The organism is Pseudohongiella sp. SYSU M77423, assembly GCF_029911965.1.
Classification (GTDB): domain Bacteria; phylum Pseudomonadota; class Gammaproteobacteria; order Pseudomonadales; family Pseudohongiellaceae; genus Pseudohongiella.
Map to the genome: position 1 here is coordinate 236,814 of NZ_JARYTH010000002.1, position 20,272 is coordinate 257,085.

Consider the following 20,272-nt stretch of genomic DNA (forward strand, 5'->3'; position numbering starts at 1 on the left):
TTTCGGTGTCCGGGCTTTTTATGGGGGCCAGTGGCCCCGATTTCAAGACTGGTAGTATTCGATTGCGCGTTCTTTCTGCTCCTGCAGCGCTTCGTAACGCGCCTTGGAGCTTTCAACGAACGATACAAACTGACCAGCGTTGTTGGCACCCATTTGCTGCGCACGTTGCGCGGCGGTCAGGGCTTCGTCATAACGATCCAGTTCTACCAGGGCTCGCGCCAGAGACAGCTGGACATCGCCAGTGTTCTCCAGGCCGCCGCGGTCCAGCGCAGTCTGCATTGCTTCAACAGCGCTGGCGTAGTCACGGTTCATCAGATGAATGTAGCCGAGGTAGTCCCAGGCTTCGCCATCATCAACGATTTCAACCAGACGCTCTGCAGGTTCAACTGCAGCCTGAAACTCGGATGCAATGATATACATCTGAGTCAGTCGACGCAGGTTGTCGCCATTCTCTTCGACAATACCCTGTTCGATACCATCTTCGAGGATCTCGATGCCCCGAATCGGAGCATCCAGACCAGCAAGCGACTGAGCCAGGTTCATGTACTCGCCTTCGCTTTGCAGGTAACCTTTGACGTAGGCCAGTTCCATGGTCTGAATACGCTGCTGCTCGCGATCCAGGAAGCCATAAATGGCTGCCAGGTTACGCCAGTCAGCGCCTTCATCAAACAGGGCTACCAGAGTCTTGGTGACGTCCAGCGCTGACTCATAGTCTTCCAGTTCAATGTACATGACATTGAGCAGCGTGTAGACGTTACGCGCAATCTCACGACCCTCTGCACGCAGCAGATCCATGTAGCTGAGCAGATAGTCAATTGCAGGCGTGAACTGCTGCAGGTTGTAGTGAGCCAGTGCCAGCACGTTATAAACAGTTGCGTTTTCATCGGCTGACAGATTGCGCCACTCTTCCAGCGTGCGAATCGCGTCTTCATAGCGCTCTTCACTGGCGTAAAGCTGACCCAGCGACTGCAGTGAACGCAGACGCTGTTCGGGACGCAGGTCCTCAATCGTCAGGATACGTTCAAAAGTCGCCAACGCATTCGGAATGTCGTCCACACCTAGATAGTAGTTGGTGTAGAAGTTCAGCATCGTGGCCTTTTCGAAGTCGTTCAGCGTGTCGTAGCGCTCGTTCAAGGAGTCCAGTTCACGCTTGGCAGCGGCCAGATCCGGCTCCTGCCCTTCTTCGGACGGGTTCATCAGCTCCTGAACTTCCGCGATGACACGATAGACACGGTCGCTCAGTGTGTCTGAACGTCGTGTGGGTGGTGGTTCACGCGGACCATCATCCTCTTCCTGAGCGTAGGCAGGCGTGGCCAGCATCATGGTGCCAACTGACGCGCTGGTCGCCAGGAAGGCAGCCATCATGGCGGATCGGAGAATTGTATTTACAGCACTCATTCTCTTACTCCTCCAGTTCAAAGCGGAACACGTACTGAACGTTCGGTACTTCTACCGCTTCACCGTTCACAACACGTGGCTGAAAGCGGAAACGTTCAGCAGCTCGGATGGAAGCTGAGTCGAACATGCCACGTGGCTCTGCATCGACCACAACAACATCACGTACGCCACCGGTTTCAGTTACCGTAAACGAAACCTGACACCAGCCTTCGATACCACGCTGAGCGGCACGTGTTGGATACTGGGGCTGAATGTTTACCAGCGGCAGCATTTCACCGTCTGTAGCGCTGAGGCCGGCCGCACCAATATCAAGGCCGATATCAACATTCACGTTTTCGCGGGCAATGTTCAGATCGCCGCCGCCATCCATATCGATATTACGATCCGGTGGTGGTGGTGTGTCTTCCGGCGGTTGTTCAATCTCTTCCGGTGGCTCTACATCCCGGATCACTTCCATTTCAATTTCTGGCATGGTCGCATCAACGATACGGATGATGTTGGTGTTCTGCTCCAGCTCACCGCCAGTAGCAATCAGCGCCTGCATGAAATAGAACAGCCCCAGTGTCACAAGACCCGCCAGTCCAAGAGAGACTACCCATCGAAGTATACTCATCTTCTAGTTCTCCGTAGATATGGCAACGGATGCAATCTGCGCATCGCGTGCCGCTCGCATAATGGTCATGACATGCTCGTTTTGAGCAGTTCGGTCGCCCTGTATCACGACCGAAGCGTTTGGCGTCTCCGCCAGACGTCTCTCAAAACGAGACCGGATAAACCGCGGATCTATTTGCTCGCCATCAATCCAGATCTGACCATCATTGCTGATTGCAATCAGGATCAGGTCCTTGGATCGGGGCTCGGCGGTAGACCCCTCCGGCTTCACCACCTCAATGCCAGCCTCAGTGATAAACACCGAGGTGACAATAAAGAAGATGAGCAGGATGAATACCACGTCGAGCATCGGGGTAAGGTCAATCTCCCCGGTGTTCTCATCATCCCTTTTCTTCATCAAACCTGTTTTCATTATTGTGCCTTTATTCAGTATCTAGTGATAATTAGGCCATATGGTCTTCGAGAAGTTCCAGGTCACGATCGATTCGGGACTTCAGCCAGTTGCTGGCAAAGATCCCTGAAAGTGCTCCCACCATGCCTGCCATGGTCGGAATGGTTGCCTTGGAGACACCACCCGCCATTGATTTGGCGTCGCCGCCGCCGGTCAGAGCCATTACGTAGAATACTTCGATCATACCTGTAACCGTGCCGAGCAGCCCGAGCAGCGGACACACCACTACCAGGGTTTCGATGATTGGCATGGTGGAGCGCAGATCCAGAGAAATCTGCGACACCATCATGTTCCGAATCTGCTGGGCTTTCCAGGATTTGGTATCAGAGCGACCCGCCCAGGCTGCGAGGGTGTGTTTCACCCTCTTGGCGTGAGTGGAATGCAGGTACCATAGCCGCTCGAAGATCAGGCTCCACATGACCAGCAGAAGTACGCCGATGATCCAGAGAACACCGCCTCCTCTGGCCATGAAGTCCGAGATCGCATCAGATAAGTCGAGCAGTGCAAAATACATGCTGTCTCCCCTTAAGCCTGAGCTTTGTTGCCAGAAGCTTCGGCCTTACGAGCGATGATACCAGTGGCCTGTTCTTCCAGAATGTGGATGATACGGTCACTCTTACTCTTAACCCAGGTGTGCATCAGGATGGTCGGGATGGCGACCGTGATACCCAGTACAGTTGTCATCAGGGCCATGGAGATACCACCAGCCATGATGGTCGGGTCACCAGCACCGTAAACGGTGATCTGCTGGAACACCTGAATCATACCGGTAACTGTACCCAACAGACCCATCAGAGGCGCGATGGCCGAGATGATCTTGATGAATGTCAGGAAGCGTTCCAGTGCCGGAGTTTCCTGCAGGATTGCTTCACCCAGTTTCAGTTCCAGAGTTTCGGTGTCAACGTTCGGGTTGGACTCGGCAACCATCAGAACACGACCCAGCGGGTTGTTCTTGTTGGCCTTGTCAGACTTGACCTGAGAATTCACCTTGGCAGCGACCAGAGTCAGCTGGAAGGAGCGGATCAGACCAACCAGAATGGCGATGATACCAATACCGATGATCGCAAAACCGATAGTACCGGAGTTCTGACGAACCTGTTCGGTGACTGTCGGGAAGTTGATCAGGTTGGCCATCAGACTGCCGCCCTGCGCACCAGTCGGGTCGATACCGACTTTGTGGATGCCGCTATCAGCATTTTCCAGAGCCTGGGCGTTGGCGACGATGTCACCACCTGGCTGACGTGGCAGCACCTGCAGGTGGTCTACGTCGGCGTTGTAAGACAGGTAGTCACCGTTGGCGATGGAGTTGAAGGTACCGATACGAGTTACAACACGGCTTTCCTGGTCGCCAGAAGGCAGACCTACCTGGCCTTCGTACTGTACAACACGGCCGGATTCAACCAGCTCTTGCTGCATGTAGAACCAGAAACGCTCGATCTCATCAACACGAACCTGTTCAGTGTCACTCGCTACGCGCTCGATGAATGAATCAAGGAACTCGGTACGGCCAGGATACTGGGCGCTTACCAGAGAGGTTTCGAATACACTGCGGAAGTCACCTGCAACGCCCTGGATGGTACCCAGCAGTTCGTTCAGGTTGGCGCGCACTTCGTTCAGCTGTGAACGACGCTCGGCCAGCAGTGTACGGTTTTCGTCGAAAACACCTTCCAGACGCGTGTTTTCAGCTTCTTCTTCAGAAATACGCTGACGTGTTTCTTCAAGAATCTGCTGCTGCTGGTTAACTTCCTGCTGGAATCGCTGCTCGCGCTGACGGGCTTCCTGGGATTCCAGTACTCGATTTTCTTCTACATTACGGAGAAGTTCTGTCAAGCTGCCTGCCGTTTCCTGTGCGAACGCCTGAGTAGATACGGCAAGGAACATGCCCGTAAGAGAAATGCCTGCTAATTTAATTATATTCTTCTTCACTGTGCTTACTCCGGCGCAACGATTGGTAATTCAAAAATTTCTGGCGCAATCAGGCCGCTAGAGACGTTGATTGCGTCACGGATGGCATTGCGGTACGCGCCATCTTCCAGCGTTACCCACTGACGTGACTCTGAGTCCCACGCCCCGGTGCGGGTGCGGTCCTTGGTCTGATAGGTCAGTGCAATTCGACCAACACGCAACATGTCGACGTCGGTCGGGACGCCATCCAGGTTGAGTGTGGCTGAATAGGTTTCGTGGGTACGTCCATAGGCGTTTTCTGTCTGATACAGCACCAGGATCTGACGGAAGCGCTCGGCGGTGGAAACGTTTGGATCATCGATTGCATCGCGGACGAACTGGATCCGGGCGCGGCGCTGTTCCAGGTGGAAGGGGATGTCCAACTCGATGAACTGCTCGATACTGGCGATCATACGGCTCATCAGCAGAGGCAGTTCCTGGGTCACGTTTCGCACTTCGGCGATGGACTCGGAGATTGTCTCCAGTTGGTCTTCCTGGATCGCTATCTGTCGACGCCAGTTGGCATTCAAGACTAGCAGAGCTTCCAGGTTATCACTTTCCGTTTTGAATTCTTCGAACAGAGAACTGGACGAGTTCGACAGACGGTTGATTCGCTCCTGAGACTCAGCAGCTTCCCTGTTAGTCTCACCTACAACACTCTGAGCCTGCTCAATGGCGCTGGTGTCAACGTCCTGAGCGAGGGCTGTTCCGATCACCAGTAGCGAGGCCAGTGGTGCCAGAACCTTTGAATATAATCGACGGTTTTTCATGTGCCATCCTGTTATTGTATTAAACACTCCGGGTGTAACACCGGATGTGACTTCTTATCTATCGTGCTTTTCCGGGTAAGTGTTTACCATCCAAACAACGATCTTCTAAAACAGCATTCCTTTTAGCCGGTAAAAACGAGCAATTATCGGGCCAGACAGTTACGAAACTACACACTCATCAAATGATTGTAGAAATGCGTAACAGAAGTGATCCAGATCCTGCAACTTACCGTAAATTCAGGGCTCCCTGCCGAATTATGTCGTCAAGACTAACACAACCCGTTTGAATTTTTGAACCTCTCAAATGAGAATTTTTTAGGTTCAGGGCCCGCTTGTGCGCCGTGATGGTTCATGCGCGTGAAATACGCACATGAACCGTGCACAAGGCGCTTACCAGCCTGTTACTTCTTTCAGTGCATCACCAATATCGGCCAGACTGCGTACAGTCTTGACACCTGCGTCCTGCAGGGCAGCAAACTTTTCATCAGCCGTTCCCTTGCCGCCAGAGATGATGGCGCCGGCATGGCCCATACGCTTTCCGGGCGGTGCAGTCACACCCGCAATATAGGAAACCACTGGCTTGGTGACGTTGGCCTTGATGTAAGCTGCGGCTTCTTCTTCCGCACTACCACCAATTTCGCCGATCATCACAATAGCTTCGGTCGCTGGATCTTTTTCGAACATAGCCAGGATGTCGATAAAGTTGGAGCCCGGGATCGGGTCACCACCGATGCCCACACAGGAAGACTGACCAAAGCCATGGTCGGTAGTCTGCTTGACGGCTTCATAGGTCAACGTACCGGAACGCGACACGATACCGACCTTGCCTGGCTTGTGGATGTGACCAGGCATGATGCCAATCTTGCATTCGCCGGGGGTAATCACGCCGGGGCAGTTCGGCCCGATCAGACGCACACCCAGTTCATCGCAGCGTACTTTAACGTCAAGCATGTCCAGAGTGGGAATGCCTTCAGTGATACATACGATCAGCTTGATACCCGCGTTAGCGGCTTCAAGGATGGAATCCTTACAGAACGGAGCCGGAACGTAGATCACGCTGGCATCGGCGCCAGTTGCATCAATTGCTTCCTGCACAGTATTGAATACGGGCAGGCCCAGGTGAGTGCTGCCGCCCTTGCCCGGTGTTACACCACCTACCATTTTGGTGCCGTAGGCAATCGCCTGCTCGGAATGGAAAGTACCCTGTGAACCAGTAAAGCCCTGGCAGATTACTTTGGTATCTTTATTGATCAGAATGCTCATTATTTACCCTCCGCGGCCTTGACTACCTGTTGGGCAGCATCAGTCAGACTTTTCGCCGCGATAATATTCAGTCCGCTATCCTTCAGCACCTTGGCGCCGACGTCTGCATTATTACCCTCCAGTCGAACTACAACCGGTACCTTGACGCCTACTTCCTTGACTGCACCGATGATGCCTTCTGCGATCATGTCGCAACGCACAATGCCGCCAAAAATGTTCACCAGAACAGCTTTGACGTTGTCGTCGGACAGGATGATCTTGAATGCTTCGGAAACACGCTCTTTAGTTGCGCCACCGCCTACATCCAGGAAGTTGGCAGGCTTGCCGCCGTGCAGATTCACGATGTCCATGGTGCCCATCGCCAGGCCAGCACCGTTGACCATGCAGCCGATGTTGCCGTCCAGTGCAACATAGTTCAGTTCGTGACTGGCAGCATGCGCTTCGCGTGGATCGTCCTGCGACGGGTCATGCATTTCGCGCAGTTTTGGCTGACGATACATGGCATTGCCATCGATGTTGATCTTGGCGTCCAGGCAGTGCAGATTGCCGTCAGTTTTGATGACCAGCGGGTTGATCTCAAGCAGTGCCAGGTCGTAGTCCTTGAACAGTTTGCCGAGGCCCATGAAGATCTTGGTGAACTGTTTGATCTGGTCGCCTGTCAGACCCAGTTTGAACGCAAGTTCGCGACCCTGGAAAGGCATGGGTCCAACCAGCGGGTCGATTGTCGCCTTGATGATCTTCTCTGGAGTTTCGTGCGCAACCTTCTCGATTTCAACACCACCTTCGGTGGATGCCATAAATACAATGCGACGTGACGCTCTGTCGACGACAGCCCCGAGATACAGTTCTTTGTCGATGTCGGTGCAGGATTCAACCAGAATCTTGCTGACAGGCTGACCATTTGCATCTGTCTGGTATGTCACCAGGCGTTTGCCCAGCCACTGCTCGGCAAATGCTTTGGCGTCATCACGGCTCTTGACCAGTTTTACGCCACCGGCCTTACCACGGCCGCCCGCGTGCACCTGAGCCTTGACCACCCACATGTCACCGCCGATTTTGTCGCAGGCTTCTGCGGCAGCGTCTGCTGTGTCAACGGCGAAACCCTTGGAAACAGGCAGACCGTATTCCGCAAAAAGCTGCTTTCCCTGATATTCGTGTAGATTCATTCTATTGGTCCTCTATAGTCAAACGCGCATGAATCAACTGCGCTTGCGTTTGTTGGCAGCATGAATGGCGTGTCCGGCGACAGCCAGCGCTGCTTCGTGTACTGCTTCCGACAGGGTCGGGTGTGAAAACATGGTCAGGCCAAGGTCTTCCGCACTGGCACTGAACTCCATTGCGATGGCAACCTGCTGTACCAGATCAGCGGCGCTTGGGCCGATGATATGGGCACCGAGAACGCGATCCGTTTTGGCGTGGGCAATCAGCTTGACCAGACCCGCAGACTCATTGGCAGCCATGGCACGGCCGTTGATGCTGAACGGGAATGTACCGACATTGTATTCGACGCCCTCTTCCTTCAGCTGCTGTTCGGTTTTACCTACCCACGCAATTTCAGGGTGGGTATAAATGACAAATGGCACCAGGTCGTAGTTCACCTGGGTTTTCTTGCCGGCGATACGCTCTGCAACCATCACGCCTTCTTCAGAACCTTTGTGTGCCAGCATTGGGCCACGCACCAGGTCACCAGTGGCATAAACACCGGGTACAGATGTCGCACAGGTCTCGTCAACTTTGACAAATCCGCGGTCGTCAATTTCAACGCCACAATCGTCAGCCAGCAGGCCTTTGCTGTAAGGTTTGCGGCCGACTGCAACAATCAGTTTGTCGAACTCGGCTTCCTGTTCGCCATCAGCATTGTTGTAGGTAACCTTGACCGTCTTGTTCTTGCCTTTGCCAGATACTTTGGTGCTGGCCACTTTGGCACCGAGCTTGATATCCAGGCCCTGCTTCTCGAAAACCTTTTTGGCTTCCTTGGCAACCTGTTCGTCAACGGCTGGCAAAAAGGTTTCGAGTGCTTCGAAAACAACCACCTCGGAACCCAGTCGAGACCAGACACTACCCAGTTCCAGGCCGATCACACCAGCGCCAATGACACCAAGGCGTTTTGGTACGGACTGAAACTCCAGGGCACCCGTAGAGTTCACAATGACTTCGTCATCAACCGGCGCTGGCGGGATGTCAATTGGCTGTGAACCGGCCGCCAGAATTACGTTGTCAGCCTCCAGTGTCTGAGTGCTGCCGTCAGCAGCGGTCACTTCTACCTTTTTGCCTTTCAGCAGTTTGCCCGTGCCCTGTATACCATCGACCTTGTTGGCCATGAACAGGCCACGAACGCCCTGAGTCAGCTGTTTCACGATTTTGGCTTTGCGCTCGATCATGGCGGGCACGTCAATGTCCACTTTGCTGACCTTGATGCCATGTACTTCAAAGTCTTTTTTGGCTTCGGCATATTTGTGTGATGAGTCAAGCAATGCCTTGGATGGGATACAGCCTACGTTCAGGCAGGTACCGCCATAAACGGCATCGTTTTTGTCATCGTGCCATTTTTCCACGCACGCGGTTTTTAAACCAAGCTGCGCGCTTCGGATGGCCGCAACGTACCCTGCAGGTCCCGCTCCGATAACCACTACATCATATTTTTTACTCATAATATTCCCTGCCCAGAGTCACTCTCGATTACAGTCTCGTTAAAAGCATGAGCCACAGCGTAGTTGTGGCTGTGGCTCATCTTGGTACGGTCTGGAGTCATTGCTCCGTTTAAACCTGGCTATCAGATCTCCAGCAAAATGCGTGCTGGATCTTCGAGCAATTCCTTGATGGTCACCAGGAACTGCACTGCTTCTTTACCATCTATCATTCGGTGGTCGTAAGAAAGTGCCAGGTACATCATCGGCAGAATCTCGACCTTGCCGTTCACAGCCATCGGGCGCTCCTGGATCTTGTGCATGCCCAGAATCGCAGTTTGTGGTGGGTTCAGGATCGGAGTCGACAGCAGCGAACCAAAAACACCACCGTTGGAGATGGTGAATGTACCGCCAGTCATTTCGTCGATGGACAGCTTGCCGTCCTGCGCCTTGTTACCAAACTCACGGATTTTTGCCTCGACTTGTGCCAGACCCATGTGGTCTGCGTTGCGCAGCACCGGAACTACCAGTCCGCGCGGAGACGAAACTGCAACGCCGATGTCCTGGTAACCGTGATATACGATGTCGTTGCCATCGATGGAGGCATTGACGGCGGGGTAACGCTTCAGCGCTTCCACACTGGCACGCACGAAGAAGGACATGAAGCCGAGACGCACACCATCATGCGCTTTCTCAAACTGGTCTTTGTAGCGCGAGCGCAGGTCCATAACCGGCTTCATATTGACCTCATTGAAGGTGGTCAACATGGCAGTGGACTGCGATGCCTGTAGCAGACGCTCCGCCACTTTGGCGCGCAGGCGGCTCATGGGTACACGCTCTTCAACGCGGCCAGATGAGCCATCGGTAGTCGGTGCAGCAGCCTTGCTGCTTGACTCGGAACTGGAGCTCGACTGTTTGTCGCCCTTCTCGATCGCGTTCAGCACATCTTCTTTGGTAATTCGACCATCTTTGCCAGTACCGCTGATCTGACCAGCTTTCAGGCCGTGCTCTTCGGCAAGTTTCTTGGCAGCCGGGCTCAGGGCAGGCGTTTCGCCATCCTGTTTATCGTCAGATTTGGCCTCAGATGCCGATTCTGATTTTTTGTCAGACGACTTGTCTGATGACTTGCTGTCTGCACTTGAGGACTTGTCATCAGCAGCCGCGCCTTCCTTGATCGTGGCGATGATTTCATTGCTGACGATAGTATCGCCAGAGTCCTTGATGATTTTTTCCAGGACGCCATCAGCTGGTGCCACGACTTCGATTACGACTTTGTCAGTCTCGATGTCGACCAGCAGCTCGTCACGTTTGACAGCATCACCGACTTTCTTGTGCCAGCTTGCAATGGTGCCGTCTGGCACGGATTCGGGCAGTTGCGGTGCTTTGATCTCAATAGACATGTTGATTCCTTACACTGTTCGGTGTCATCACTATTTGTTTAAAAGTTATTCCTTTGGTCCCAGTGCTTGCTCCAGAAATGCATTGAGCTGTTGCATGTGCAATTCTGGATAACCGGCTGCAGCCGCTGCCGATGCCTCACGGCCTGCATAGCGCAATGACACAGACGAGCCAAGAGACTGTATGACATTACGCATGTGGTGCTGGCTGGAGTACCAGGCTCCCTGGTTCATGGGCTCCTCCTGACACCAGACAACATCGCTAACGTTCTCGTACTTTTTCATTTCGGCGCGCAGATCATCTTCCGGGAACGGGTAAAGCTGTTCGAGACGGATGATTGCGATATTGGTCAATTCACGCTTGCGACGCTCTGCTCGCAGGTCGTAGTAAACTTTGCCAGAGCAGAGTATTACGCGCTCAACGTTGTCAGGCTTGATATCTTCGTCGGTTTCACCGATGACTACCTGGAAGCTGCCGTTTGCCAGCTCTTCAAGCGTTGCTGTGGTTTCTTTGTGACGCAACAGACTCTTGGGTGACATCACAATCAATGGCTTGCGCAGCGGACACAGGACCTGACGTCTCAGCATGTGGAAGACCTGGGCTGAGGTGGTCGGCAGGCAGACCTGGATATTGTGTTCCGCACAAAGTTGCAGGAAGCGTTCCAGACGAGCTGATGAATGCTCAGGGCCCTGTCCTTCGTAGCCGTGCGGCAACAGCATGGTCAGGCCGCACAGGCGCTGCCACTTGTGCTCGCCACTGGTAATGAACTGGTCGATAACAACCTGCGCCGAGTTCGCAAAGTCGCCAAACTGGGCTTCCCAGACAACCAGCGCATTAGGGGTGGTCGTCGCGTAACCGTACTCAAAAGCCAGCACAGCTTCTTCGGACAGCAGTGAGTCGTAGATACAGAACATCTTGGGGTCTGCAACCAGGCTGCGAAGCGGAATGTACTCTTCTTCGGTGTTCTGATCACGCAGTACCGCATGGCGATGCGAGAAGGTGCCACGTCCAACATCCTGCCCGGTAATTCGGACCCGATTGCCGGTCGTGAGAATGCTGGCGTATGCCAGTGTCTCGGCAAAACCCCAGTCAACCGGGATCTCGCCGGAAGCCATCTTGCTGCGGTCGTCGACGATTTTCTGTACCTGACGGTGCAGATTCAGATTTTCAGGCAGACTGGTAATCTTGCGTGCCAGTGCTTCCAGCGACTCAAGCTTGATGCTGGTATTAAAATGCGGCGTCCAAGTGTGACCCAGGTAAGGGTTCCAGTCGACGAACATTTCGACGTTGGGCTCTTTTACAAGGCTCTTCACTACGTGTTCGCCGGTGTCCAGTGCATTACGGTACGATGCATTGAGCTCGTCGACTTCTTTCTCGGTCACCAGCTTGTCACTGATAAGACGTTCTGCATACAGAGCGCGCGTAGTCTGGTGCTTGCGAATCTTGTGATACATCAGTGGCTGAGTTGACGAGGGCTCGTCTGTTTCGTTATGGCCGCGACGGCGATAACAGACCAGATCGATGACCACATCTTTTTTGAACTCATAACGGAAATCAAGTGCCAGCTGAGTGACGAACAGCACCGCCTCAGGATCATCCGCATTCACGTGGAAGATTGGCGCCTGAACCATTTTGGCTACATCGGTACAATACTCTGTTGAGCGGGCATCGTCCTGGCGACTTGTGGTGAAGCCCACCTGGTTGTTGATGATGATATGTACCGTGCCACCTGTACCATATGCCCGGGTCTTGGACATCTGGAAAGTTTCCATGACCACACCCTGGCCTGCAAAAGCTGCATCACCGTGGATGCTGAGCGGAATTACAGCGTGGCCCAGATTGTCTTTGCGTCGGTCCTGACGGGCACGAACGGAGCCTTCGATAACCGGAGAAACAATTTCCAGGTGCGAAGGGTTAAATGCCATTGCCAGATGCACTTCGCCGCCAGGCGTCATGATGTTGGACGAAAAGCCCTGATGGTATTTTACATCGCCTGAGCTCTTGTACTTGGCGCGGCCTTCGAACTCGCTGAACAGGTCAGCCGGGTTCTTGCCGAGAATGTTCACCAGCATATTCAGGCGGCCACGGTGAGCCATGCCGATGACAACTTCCTTGACGCCGTAGCTGCCGGCACGCTGAATCAGTTCATCGACCAGCGGAATCAGGCTTTCGCCGCCTTCAAGGCCAAAGCGTTTCGTGCCCGGGTACTTGGAGTCCAGATGCTTTTCAAGGCCCTCAGCTGCGCTGAGTCGCTCCAACAGGTGTCGCTTTACTTCATTGGGGAAACCCGGATTGCCGAGTTTGGGTTCAATGCGCTTTTGAATCCACTGCTTCTGCGCAAGATCGACAATATGCATGAACTCATAGCCGATAGACCCGCAGTAAATATTCTCCAGCGCTTCAACAATTTCGCGCAGTGAGGCGGTGTCGCGATTGATATGCAGAGAGCCGGTCTGAAAGACTGTGGAGTAATCAGCGGGTGAAAGATTGTGAAAGTCGAGCTCCAGGTCTGGCACGCGTTCGCGATGCATCAGTGACAGGGGGTCAAGCGCCGCTTTCTGGTGACCACGGACGCGGTAGGAGCTGATCAGGTGCAGTACCTGAACCTGTTTGTTTTCATGTTCGGAATTTACAACAACATCGTTGCTCAGTACCGGCATGAAGCGACTGGTTTTGCCCAGCCGTTTGAAGTAGGCCTGAATCTCACGATGTGATACATCGGCAGGCGACTGCTCTGCTATCCGGGGCAGCGAGTCGAAATAACTGCGCCACTCGGCAGGGACCTGTTCAGGATCTTTCAGGTATTGATCATAAAGCTGTTCGACATACTCAGCATTGCCACCGGATAAATGGCCAGTGCTCCACATCAACTCCATTATGCTGTCATGCATATTATTCTTCCCGGGGTTACAGGGCCACCGCAATCAATCACCGCCTCGTGAGCGGCGTTGCCAGTCGCCTCACAAAAATTTCCTTGGTCTTAGCTTGCCCGCTGCAACAGCATGTGACGAATGTGACCGATCGCCTTGGTCGGGTTAAGACCCTTGGGGCAGACAGCCACACAATTCATGATGCCTCGACAGCGGAACACGCTGAATGGGTCTTCCAGTCCAGCCAGACGTTCTTCGGTGGCAGTGTCACGGCTATCGGCCAGGAATCGGTACGCTTGCAGCAGTCCGGCAGGCCCGATGAATTTGTCGGGGTTCCACCAGAAAGAAGGACAGCTGGTGCTGCAGCAGGCGCACAGGATACATTCGTACAGGCCGTCGAGTTTGGCACGGTCTTCCGGGCTTTGCAGACGTTCAATGGCAGGCGCCGGCGTATCGTTGATCAGGAAGGGCTGAACCTTCTCAAACTGCTTGTAGAAGATGGTCATGTCAACAACCAGATCGCGAACTACGGGCAGACCAGGCAGAGGACGCAGCACCAGCTTGCCGCCTTTAGCCACTGCCGATACCGGTGTGATACATGCCAGGCCATTGGTGCCGTTGATGTTCATACCGTCAGAACCGCAGACGCCTTCGCGACAGGAACGTCGGTAAGCAATTGAAGGATCCTGCTCTTTGATCATCGACAGTACGTCGAGCACCATCAGGTCACGACCTTCCGGCAGCTCGATCTGATACTCGCGCATGGATGGCTTATCATCAGTTTCCGGGTTGTAGCGATAAACACTGACTAACACGTTAAATCACCTTCTCTAGATTAACGGATTTAATAAGTACGGACCTTGGGCTCGAATTTTTCCACCGTCTTGGGCGCAAAATTCACAGCGCGTTTTGTCACACTGCGTTGTGTCGGGTGGTACATCGAGTGACACAGCCAGTTATCGTCATCTCGCTCCTGGAAATCTTCGCGAGCATGTGCGCCGCGACTTTCTGTTCGAGCTTCGGCTGCCAGCGCGGTCGCTTCAGCAACTTCGAACAGGTTTTCCAGCTCAAGCGCTTCAATTCGTGCTGTATTGAAGGCGTTGCTTTTGTCTTCGAGTTTTACATTGGCAATTCGTCCGCGCAGTCCTTCCAGCTTCTGCACGCCTTCCTTCATGAAGTCGCCCGTGCGGAACACGCCAAAGTGGTTCTGCATGATGCTCTGCAGTTCGCCTCGGAGCTTGGACACGCTTTCGCCATCGGTGCTGTTATTAAGACGATTCAGACGCGCCATGGACTGTTCAATATCTGATTCTGACGCGCGTCGGTACTCAATACCCTGCCCCAGCATGGATTCAATGTGCTTGCCTGCTGCACGACCGAATACCACCAGGTCCAGCAATGAGTTGCCGCCCAGACGGTTGGCGCCGTGTACGGAAACGCAGGCTACTTCGCCCACCGCGAACAGACCTGGGATCTGGACATCTTCGCCAGCTTCGTTCTGTGCGATCGCCTGACCATGAATATTGGTAGCGATACCACCCATCATGTAATGGCAGGTCGGGATAACCGGAATCGGTTCCTTGACCGGATCGACGTGCGCAAAGGTTCTGGACAGTTCCAGGATGCCTGGCAGCTTCTCGTTCAACACCTTTTCGCCCAGGTGATCCAGCTTCAGCAGTACGTGGTCACCATTGGGGCCACAACCTTTGCCAGCAATGATTTCCTGTATCATGGAGCGCGCCACTACGTCGCGTCCCGCCAGGTCTTTGGCGTTCGGTGCGTAACGCTCCATAAAGCGTTCGCCGTCCTTGTTGATCAGGTATCCACCCTCACCACGACAGCCTTCGGTTACCAGCGTGCCGGCACCATGAATACCCGTCGGGTGGAATTGCCACATTTCCATATCCTGTACCGGATAACCGGCACGCAGCGCCATACCGATACCATCACCGGTATTGATCAGGGCGTTAGTGGTCGACGCGTAAATACGGCCTGCACCACCTGTTGCCAGCACGGTTGCTTTGGAAGCGACGTAGACTGTCTCACCTGTTTCGATACAGATCGCGATAACGCCAACAATGACGCCATCCTGATTGCGCACCAGATCTACCGCGTACCACTCATTGAAGAACACCGTTTTGTTCTTCAGGTTGCCCTGATACAGAGCGTGCAGCAGCGCGTGACCGGTACGGTCAGCAGCTGCACAGGTACGGGCAGCCTGTCCGCCCTTGCCAAAATCCTTGGACTGACCACCGAACGGCCGCTGATAGATACGGCCATTTTCTGTTCGGGAAAAGGGCAGCCCCATATGCTCAAGTTCGAACACGGTCTGGGGGCCTTCACTGCACATGTACTCAATGGCTTCCTGGTCGCCGATATAGTCGGAACCCTTGACCGTGTCATACATGTGCCAGCGCCAATCGTCGTTCGGGTCTGCACTGGCAATTGCACAGGTGATACCGCCCTGCGCCGAAACAGTGTGAGAGCGCGTCGGGAAGACTTTGCTGATCACGGCAGTTTTGTAGCCGGACTGGGACAGCTGCAGTGCAGCACGCATACCGGCACCACCACCGCCCACAATGACAGCATCAAATGAAATTGTACGCATACCGCTCATTTATAGTCCCCACAGAATCTGGATACCCCAAACGAGGTAAATGAATATCAGGATCACGCAGCCGGCCTGAAACAACAGGCGTACTGCGGTTGCCGCGCCACCAAAAGTCATTGACGTCAGGTAGTCTGTCGCAATGGTCCACATACCAACCCACGCGTGAGCGCAGAGTGAAATCAGGGCCAGCAGACTGAAAATGCGCATCCAGGTCGTCTGAAACAGCGCTGACCACGCGGCGTAATCGATGTCAGGCGTCATGATCATCCAGCCCAGCAACACTATTGTATATGCCGCCAGAATGATTGCGCTGAAACGTTGAATGACCCAGTCATGAAGGCCGTTGCGACCCACATTGGTCGCACTGTTGACTCGCTTTACCATACCCAGACTCCTGCCAACACAATACTGATTACCGAGAACACAACGATCATCACGGCACCCTGGCGTCCACCCTGCAGTGTTTCACCGATGCCGACATCCATCAGCAGGTGGCGGATACCGGCGATCAGGTGGTACAGCAGCCCCGAGAGGATCACCCATACAATGAATTTGGCGTGAGGGGCCGTCAGCAATTCAGCGATACGCCCGAATCCCTGCGCCGAGGCAAGTGATTCAGAGAGCATCCAAAGCAGCACAGCTGTACCAACAAAAATCAGTACGCCCGAGATACGATGCAGGATCGACGTAATAGCCGGAAGAGGAAAACGGAATTTGGTCAGGTCGAGATTTACAGGTCTGTTGTCTTTCACTGGTAGCCAATTCTAGTTGGGCCCATACAAAGGGCACGTTAGTTAGAACAATCAGTGCCTGATGTTACGATGCTGCACTGATCAACCTCCGGAGAGTCTGGACAAGACACACTAAAAGTTGAGCTTGTTCAGGCGCTTCGTTCGATCTCGATACGATGGGTCGGTATCGGAGATTCGGCCGCTGAGTATAGTCCTATAGTGTTGCGAATACAATAAATTGGCAGCCAATCACCTCAGTAGCACGCATGAATGTGACAGCATTTTGTCAACTTGATATTTTTACATTTCCGGTGAGGCAAACAGCAGATATTTTGTGGTACAGTAGCGGCTTTATCGCTGGCCCCCTGCTCGACTCAATATACGAATTCAGGATTCCATGATCGGATCGGACCGTAGAGCGGCCCGGGCCGCCCTATGATGCCGGCAACTGGAAGTTTATCAGTCAGGAGTACAATATGAGTGAAAAAAAAGCCCGCTTGACACTGGCAAACAGCCAGGATGCGATTGAGCTGCCCGTATTGGAAGGCAATATCGGTCCCGATGTGATCGACGTCCGCAGTCTGGTCTCCAAAGGTGTGTTCACCTACGACCCCGGGTTCATGTCGACCGCCTCAACCGAGTCTTCGATTACTTACATTGATGGTGATGCGGGAGTTCTTCTCCATCGAGGCTACCCGATCGATCAGCTGGCCGAACACTCTGACTATCTGGAAACCTGTTATCTGCTGTTGAAAGGTGAGCTTCCCAATGACGAGCAGAAGAAAGCCTTCGTCGCTGAAGTGACTCAGCACACCATGGTAGACGCGCAGATCGCCAAGATTCTGGATGGCTTCCAGCGCGATGCGCATCCTATGGCTGTGATGGTGTCCCTGACCGGTGCGCTGGCAGCCCTGTATCACGACGGACTGGATGTAGATAATGCAGAACACCGTCACCTGGCAGCGATACGCCTGATTGCCAAGATGCCGACGCTGGCGGCCATGGTTTACAAGCATTCGATTGGCCAGCCTTACATGTCTCCGCTTAACTCCCTGTCCTACGCAGAAAATTTCCTCCATATGATGTACGGCGTCCCCGCCGACAAGCCCAATGTCAGCCCGGTACTGGCCAAGGCGATGGATGTCATTTTCCTGCTGCACGCCGATCACGAACAGAACGCCTCCACTTCAACAGTACGTCTGGCTGGTTCTACCGGTGCCAACCCCTATGCCTGTATTTCCTCAGGCATCGCGGCGCTGTGGGGCCCTGCCCATGGTGGTGCCAACGAGGCCGTTCTGAATATGCTGAACGAAATTGGTGACGAGTCGCGTATCGAAGAGTTCATCGCTCGCGCCAAAGACAAGGATGACCCCTTCCGCCTGATGGGCTTTGGTCACCGTGTTTACAAGAATTTCGATCCGCGCTCGCGTGTCATGCGCAAGATCTGCGACGAAGTGCTGGCGGATCTCGGTGTCGAGAACGACCCGCTGTTCAAGATTGCGCGTCGTCTGGAGAAGATTGCTCTGGAAGATCAGTATTTCATCGATCGCAAGCTGTATCCCAACGTCGACTTCTACTCCGGCATCATTCTCAAGGCGATTGGTATACCCACCAGCATGTTCACAGTCATTTTTGCCCTAGGCCGCACCCCTGGCTGGATTTCACACTGGAACGAGATGCTGAGCAGCGCCTACAAGATCGGACGTCCACGGCAGCTGTACAAGGGCTCGCCACAGCGCGACTATCCGCAGTAAATCAAACGGGGCTTCGGCCCCGTTTTTTTAGATCGCAATCCCATAAAAAAAGGCCGCCGTGAAATCACGGCGGCCTTTTCAATTTGGTGGAGCTAAGCGGGATCGAACCGCTGACCTCAACACTGCCAGTGTTGCGCTCTCCCAGCTGAGCTATAGCCCCAAATCTACTGGTATCTCTGAACGGAATCAGCTGTGTCTGGACTTCCAAGTGACACCTGCTTCCTGCAGAGACCGCGCATTTTAGGCATCGGACTCTGTTGTGTCAATGCCCGATTTAGCTTATTTGCCGGATAAACTATTCAGACTCAGGCAGCTCAAAATCCTGCAGGTCCCTGAAGGTTTTTTCCAGTGCCTTGGCCTGTTTCTTGGAGACGCCGCCCAGCACTTCCACTGCGTACCGCAAGCGGGCCCGGGTGACATCCAACCCAAGTATGACCATCGAGTCGATTACCGAAACCGATACCGCACGGCCGGTGACGGCCACGAACAATGGAAACAGGGTCTCGCGAATCTTCAGCCCCTTGAATGCCGACAGCCTGCGACAGGCCTGTTCGATGGCCGGTTTATCCCATTGCGGTAACTGCTCCAGCTGCCACGCCATCAACTGCAGAAGCTCCCTGCTCTGCTCCGTATCCAGCTGCTTGTGCGCGAAATCACCCTCGGTCACTGGCAGCAGACCGCTCAGGAAAAAGCCAGCCAGTGGTATGACATCGCTGAACCGTTCAACACGCTCTTTGACCAGCGGAATTACCTGTTTCAGGCGCTCTGCGTCAAATGCCCATTCGGCGTAAAGCTCCGCGAAGGTCTCGGTGTCGAGATCTTCACGAATGTATTTGCCGTTCAACCAGTTGAGTTTGTCGATATCAAATACCGGCCCACCCAGGGAGACGCGGTCAATATCAAACGACTGCTCCATTTCTGGCAGGGAAAATTTCTCGCGACCATCTGGCATGGTCCAGCCCATCATGCCCAGATAATTCACCATGGCCTCGGGCAGATAACCCATGTCACGGTAGTAATTGATACTGGTGGGGTTCTTGCGTTTACTCAGCTTGCTTTTGTCCGGATTGCGCAGCAGTGGCATATGACAGAACTGCGGTGGCTCCCAACCGAAGTGCTGATACAGCAAGAGGTGCTTGGGCGTTGAGTTGATCCACTCCTCACCACGAATGACGTGAGTAATGCCCATCAAGTGATCATCCACCACATTGGCAAAGTGATAGGTTGGCAGATTGTCTGATTTCATCAGCACCTGCATGTCGATCTGCTGCCAGTTGATGCGGATTTCACCTCTCAGGCGATCGGTAAATACGCACTCGCCTTCCTGCGGAACTTTCATACGAACCACATAGGGCTCACCGGCGGCCATCTTGCTGCTGACTTCAGCATTGCTCAAATGCATGCAGTGTCCATCATAGCCCGGCGTCTGCTTGTTGGCGGTCTGTTCAGCGCGTAGCGCATCAAGGCGTTCACTTGTGCAGAAGCAGCGGAATGCGTGTCCGCTATCCAGCAACTGGTTAATGTGTTTGCGATAGATATCGCTGCGCTGGCTTTGACGATAAGGGCCGTGTGGTCCACCGATGTCCGGACCTTCCGCCCAGTCGAGTCCAAGCCAGCGAAGCGCACGCAGGATATCCTGCTCTGATCGTGCCGTGCTGCGCGTCTGGTCAGTATCCTCGATGCGCAGGATGAACTCACCTTTATGCTGGTTCGCAAAACAGCGGTTAAACAGCGCGATATACGCGGTGCCAACGTGAGGGTCGCCTGTCGGCGATGGTGCGATCCTGGTTCTGACAGGGGTGGCGGAGTTACTGGACGCCGTAGTGTTGGACATGTTTCTCCC

General features: G+C 53.9%; 17 protein-coding genes and 1 tRNA gene. 1 reads left to right on the forward strand and 17 read right to left on the reverse strand.

Going from position 1 to position 20,272, the window contains the following annotated elements; translation table 11 throughout:
- Positions 1 to 42: 42 nt before the first annotated feature.
- The 15 genes from QGM61_RS04915 to sdhC all read right to left on the reverse strand — a co-directional run bounded on the left by QGM61_RS04915 (position 43) and on the right by sdhC (position 16,696).
- Complete coding sequence (locus QGM61_RS04915; RefSeq protein WP_237134107.1) at positions 43 to 1,398, reverse strand: tetratricopeptide repeat protein; 1,356 nt, start codon at positions 1,396 to 1,398, stop codon at positions 43 to 45.
- Between the two features lie 4 nt (positions 1,399 to 1,402).
- Positions 1,403 to 2,011, reverse strand: coding sequence for an energy transducer TonB (locus tag QGM61_RS04920; RefSeq protein WP_237134106.1), 609 nt, complete (start codon positions 2,009 to 2,011; stop codon positions 1,403 to 1,405).
- Between the two features lie 3 nt (positions 2,012 to 2,014).
- Entirely contained in the window at positions 2,015 to 2,422 is a 408-nt protein-coding gene (locus QGM61_RS04925) for an ExbD/TolR family protein (RefSeq protein ID WP_237134105.1), read from the reverse strand.
- A gap of 31 nt (positions 2,423 to 2,453) precedes the next feature.
- Complete coding sequence (locus QGM61_RS04930; protein ID WP_237134104.1) at positions 2,454 to 2,975, reverse strand: MotA/TolQ/ExbB proton channel family protein; 522 nt, start codon at positions 2,973 to 2,975, stop codon at positions 2,454 to 2,456.
- 11 nt (positions 2,976 to 2,986) lie between these two features.
- Positions 2,987 to 4,291: a MotA/TolQ/ExbB proton channel family protein gene (locus QGM61_RS04935; protein WP_237134103.1), complete on the reverse strand. Its 1,305-nt coding sequence runs from the start codon at positions 4,289 to 4,291 to the stop codon at positions 2,987 to 2,989.
- 101 nt (positions 4,292 to 4,392) lie between these two features.
- Entirely contained in the window at positions 4,393 to 5,175 is a 783-nt protein-coding gene (locus QGM61_RS04940; protein ID WP_237134102.1) for a DUF3450 domain-containing protein, read from the reverse strand.
- Positions 5,176 to 5,565: 390 nt separating this feature from the next.
- Complete coding sequence (sucD, locus tag QGM61_RS04945) at positions 5,566 to 6,438, reverse strand: succinate--CoA ligase subunit alpha (RefSeq protein WP_237134101.1); 873 nt, start codon at positions 6,436 to 6,438, stop codon at positions 5,566 to 5,568.
- Complete coding sequence (sucC, locus tag QGM61_RS04950; protein ID WP_237134100.1) at positions 6,438 to 7,604, reverse strand: ADP-forming succinate--CoA ligase subunit beta; 1,167 nt, start codon at positions 7,602 to 7,604, stop codon at positions 6,438 to 6,440. The genes sucD and sucC overlap by 1 nt, the downstream gene beginning before the upstream one ends.
- Before the next feature lie 33 nt (positions 7,605 to 7,637).
- The gene (gene lpdA / locus QGM61_RS04955) at positions 7,638 to 9,089 is read right to left on the reverse strand and encodes a dihydrolipoyl dehydrogenase (protein WP_237134099.1); all 1,452 of its coding nucleotides are present in this window, start codon (positions 9,087 to 9,089) and stop codon (positions 7,638 to 7,640) included.
- A 122-nt stretch (positions 9,090 to 9,211) separates the two neighbouring features.
- Positions 9,212 to 10,465: a 2-oxoglutarate dehydrogenase complex dihydrolipoyllysine-residue succinyltransferase gene (odhB, locus tag QGM61_RS04960; RefSeq protein WP_237134098.1), complete on the reverse strand. Its 1,254-nt coding sequence runs from the start codon at positions 10,463 to 10,465 to the stop codon at positions 9,212 to 9,214.
- A gap of 45 nt (positions 10,466 to 10,510) precedes the next feature.
- Complete coding sequence (locus QGM61_RS04965; protein ID WP_237134097.1) at positions 10,511 to 13,354, reverse strand: 2-oxoglutarate dehydrogenase E1 component; 2,844 nt, start codon at positions 13,352 to 13,354, stop codon at positions 10,511 to 10,513.
- An 89-nt stretch (positions 13,355 to 13,443) separates the two neighbouring features.
- On the reverse strand, positions 13,444 to 14,148 hold the full coding sequence (locus QGM61_RS04970) for a succinate dehydrogenase iron-sulfur subunit (protein WP_281132199.1): 705 nt from the start codon (positions 14,146 to 14,148) through the stop codon (positions 13,444 to 13,446).
- A gap of 29 nt (positions 14,149 to 14,177) precedes the next feature.
- Complete coding sequence (sdhA, locus tag QGM61_RS04975; protein WP_237134096.1) at positions 14,178 to 15,950, reverse strand: succinate dehydrogenase flavoprotein subunit; 1,773 nt, start codon at positions 15,948 to 15,950, stop codon at positions 14,178 to 14,180.
- A complete protein-coding gene (sdhD, locus tag QGM61_RS04980) occupies positions 15,951 to 16,328 on the reverse strand; it encodes a succinate dehydrogenase, hydrophobic membrane anchor protein (RefSeq protein ID WP_237134095.1) in 378 nt (125 codons plus the stop codon).
- Positions 16,322 to 16,696, reverse strand: coding sequence for a succinate dehydrogenase, cytochrome b556 subunit (gene sdhC, locus QGM61_RS04985; RefSeq protein WP_237134094.1), 375 nt, complete (start codon positions 16,694 to 16,696; stop codon positions 16,322 to 16,324). The genes sdhD and sdhC overlap by 7 nt, the downstream gene beginning before the upstream one ends.
- A gap of 455 nt (positions 16,697 to 17,151) precedes the next feature.
- On the opposite strand from sdhC, the gene gltA reads away from it, so the two are divergent.
- Positions 17,152 to 18,429, forward strand: a complete 1,278-nt coding sequence (gltA, locus tag QGM61_RS04990; RefSeq protein ID WP_237134093.1) for a citrate synthase — start codon at positions 17,152 to 17,154, stop codon at positions 18,427 to 18,429.
- A gap of 84 nt (positions 18,430 to 18,513) precedes the next feature.
- Here the strand turns inward: gltA and QGM61_RS04995 are convergent.
- Positions 18,514 to 18,589: transfer RNA gene (locus tag QGM61_RS04995), tRNA-Ala, on the reverse strand.
- 135 nt (positions 18,590 to 18,724) lie between these two features.
- The gene (gltX, locus tag QGM61_RS05000; protein WP_237134092.1) at positions 18,725 to 20,263 is read right to left on the reverse strand and encodes a glutamate--tRNA ligase; all 1,539 of its coding nucleotides are present in this window, start codon (positions 20,261 to 20,263) and stop codon (positions 18,725 to 18,727) included.
- Between the last annotated feature and the right edge of the window lie 9 nt (positions 20,264 to 20,272).

Excerpts from the sequence above, each read along its gene's own strand:
- QGM61_RS04915 (WP_237134107.1), bottom strand. The coding sequence starts at position 1,398 with ATGAGTGCTGTAAATACAATTCTCCGATCCGCCATGATGGCTGCCTTC.
- QGM61_RS04920 (WP_237134106.1), bottom strand. The coding sequence starts at position 2,011 with ATGAGTATACTTCGATGGGTAGTCTCTCTTGGACTGGCGGGTCTTGTG.
- QGM61_RS04925 (WP_237134105.1), bottom strand. The coding sequence starts at position 2,422 with ATGAAAACAGGTTTGATGAAGAAAAGGGATGATGAGAACACCGGGGAG.
- QGM61_RS04930 (WP_237134104.1), bottom strand. The coding sequence starts at position 2,975 with ATGTATTTTGCACTGCTCGACTTATCTGATGCGATCTCGGACTTCATG.
- QGM61_RS04940 (WP_237134102.1), bottom strand. The coding sequence starts at position 5,175 with ATGAAAAACCGTCGATTATATTCAAAGGTTCTGGCACCACTGGCCTCG.
- sucD (WP_237134101.1), bottom strand. The coding sequence starts at position 6,438 with ATGAGCATTCTGATCAATAAAGATACCAAAGTAATCTGCCAGGGCTTT.
- sucC (WP_237134100.1), bottom strand. The coding sequence starts at position 7,604 with ATGAATCTACACGAATATCAGGGAAAGCAGCTTTTTGCGGAATACGGT.
- lpdA (WP_237134099.1), bottom strand. The coding sequence starts at position 9,089 with ATGAGTAAAAAATATGATGTAGTGGTTATCGGAGCGGGACCTGCAGGG.
- odhB (WP_237134098.1), bottom strand. The coding sequence starts at position 10,465 with ATGTCTATTGAGATCAAAGCACCGCAACTGCCCGAATCCGTGCCAGAC.
- QGM61_RS04965 (WP_237134097.1), bottom strand. The coding sequence starts at position 13,354 with ATGCATGACAGCATAATGGAGTTGATGTGGAGCACTGGCCATTTATCC.
- sdhA (WP_237134096.1), bottom strand. The coding sequence starts at position 15,950 with ATGAGCGGTATGCGTACAATTTCATTTGATGCTGTCATTGTGGGCGGT.
- sdhD (WP_237134095.1), bottom strand. The coding sequence starts at position 16,328 with ATGGTAAAGCGAGTCAACAGTGCGACCAATGTGGGTCGCAACGGCCTT.
- gltA (WP_237134093.1), top strand. The coding sequence starts at position 17,152 with ATGAGTGAAAAAAAAGCCCGCTTGACACTGGCAAACAGCCAGGATGCG.
- gltX (WP_237134092.1), bottom strand. The coding sequence starts at position 20,263 with ATGTCCAACACTACGGCGTCCAGTAACTCCGCCACCCCTGTCAGAACC.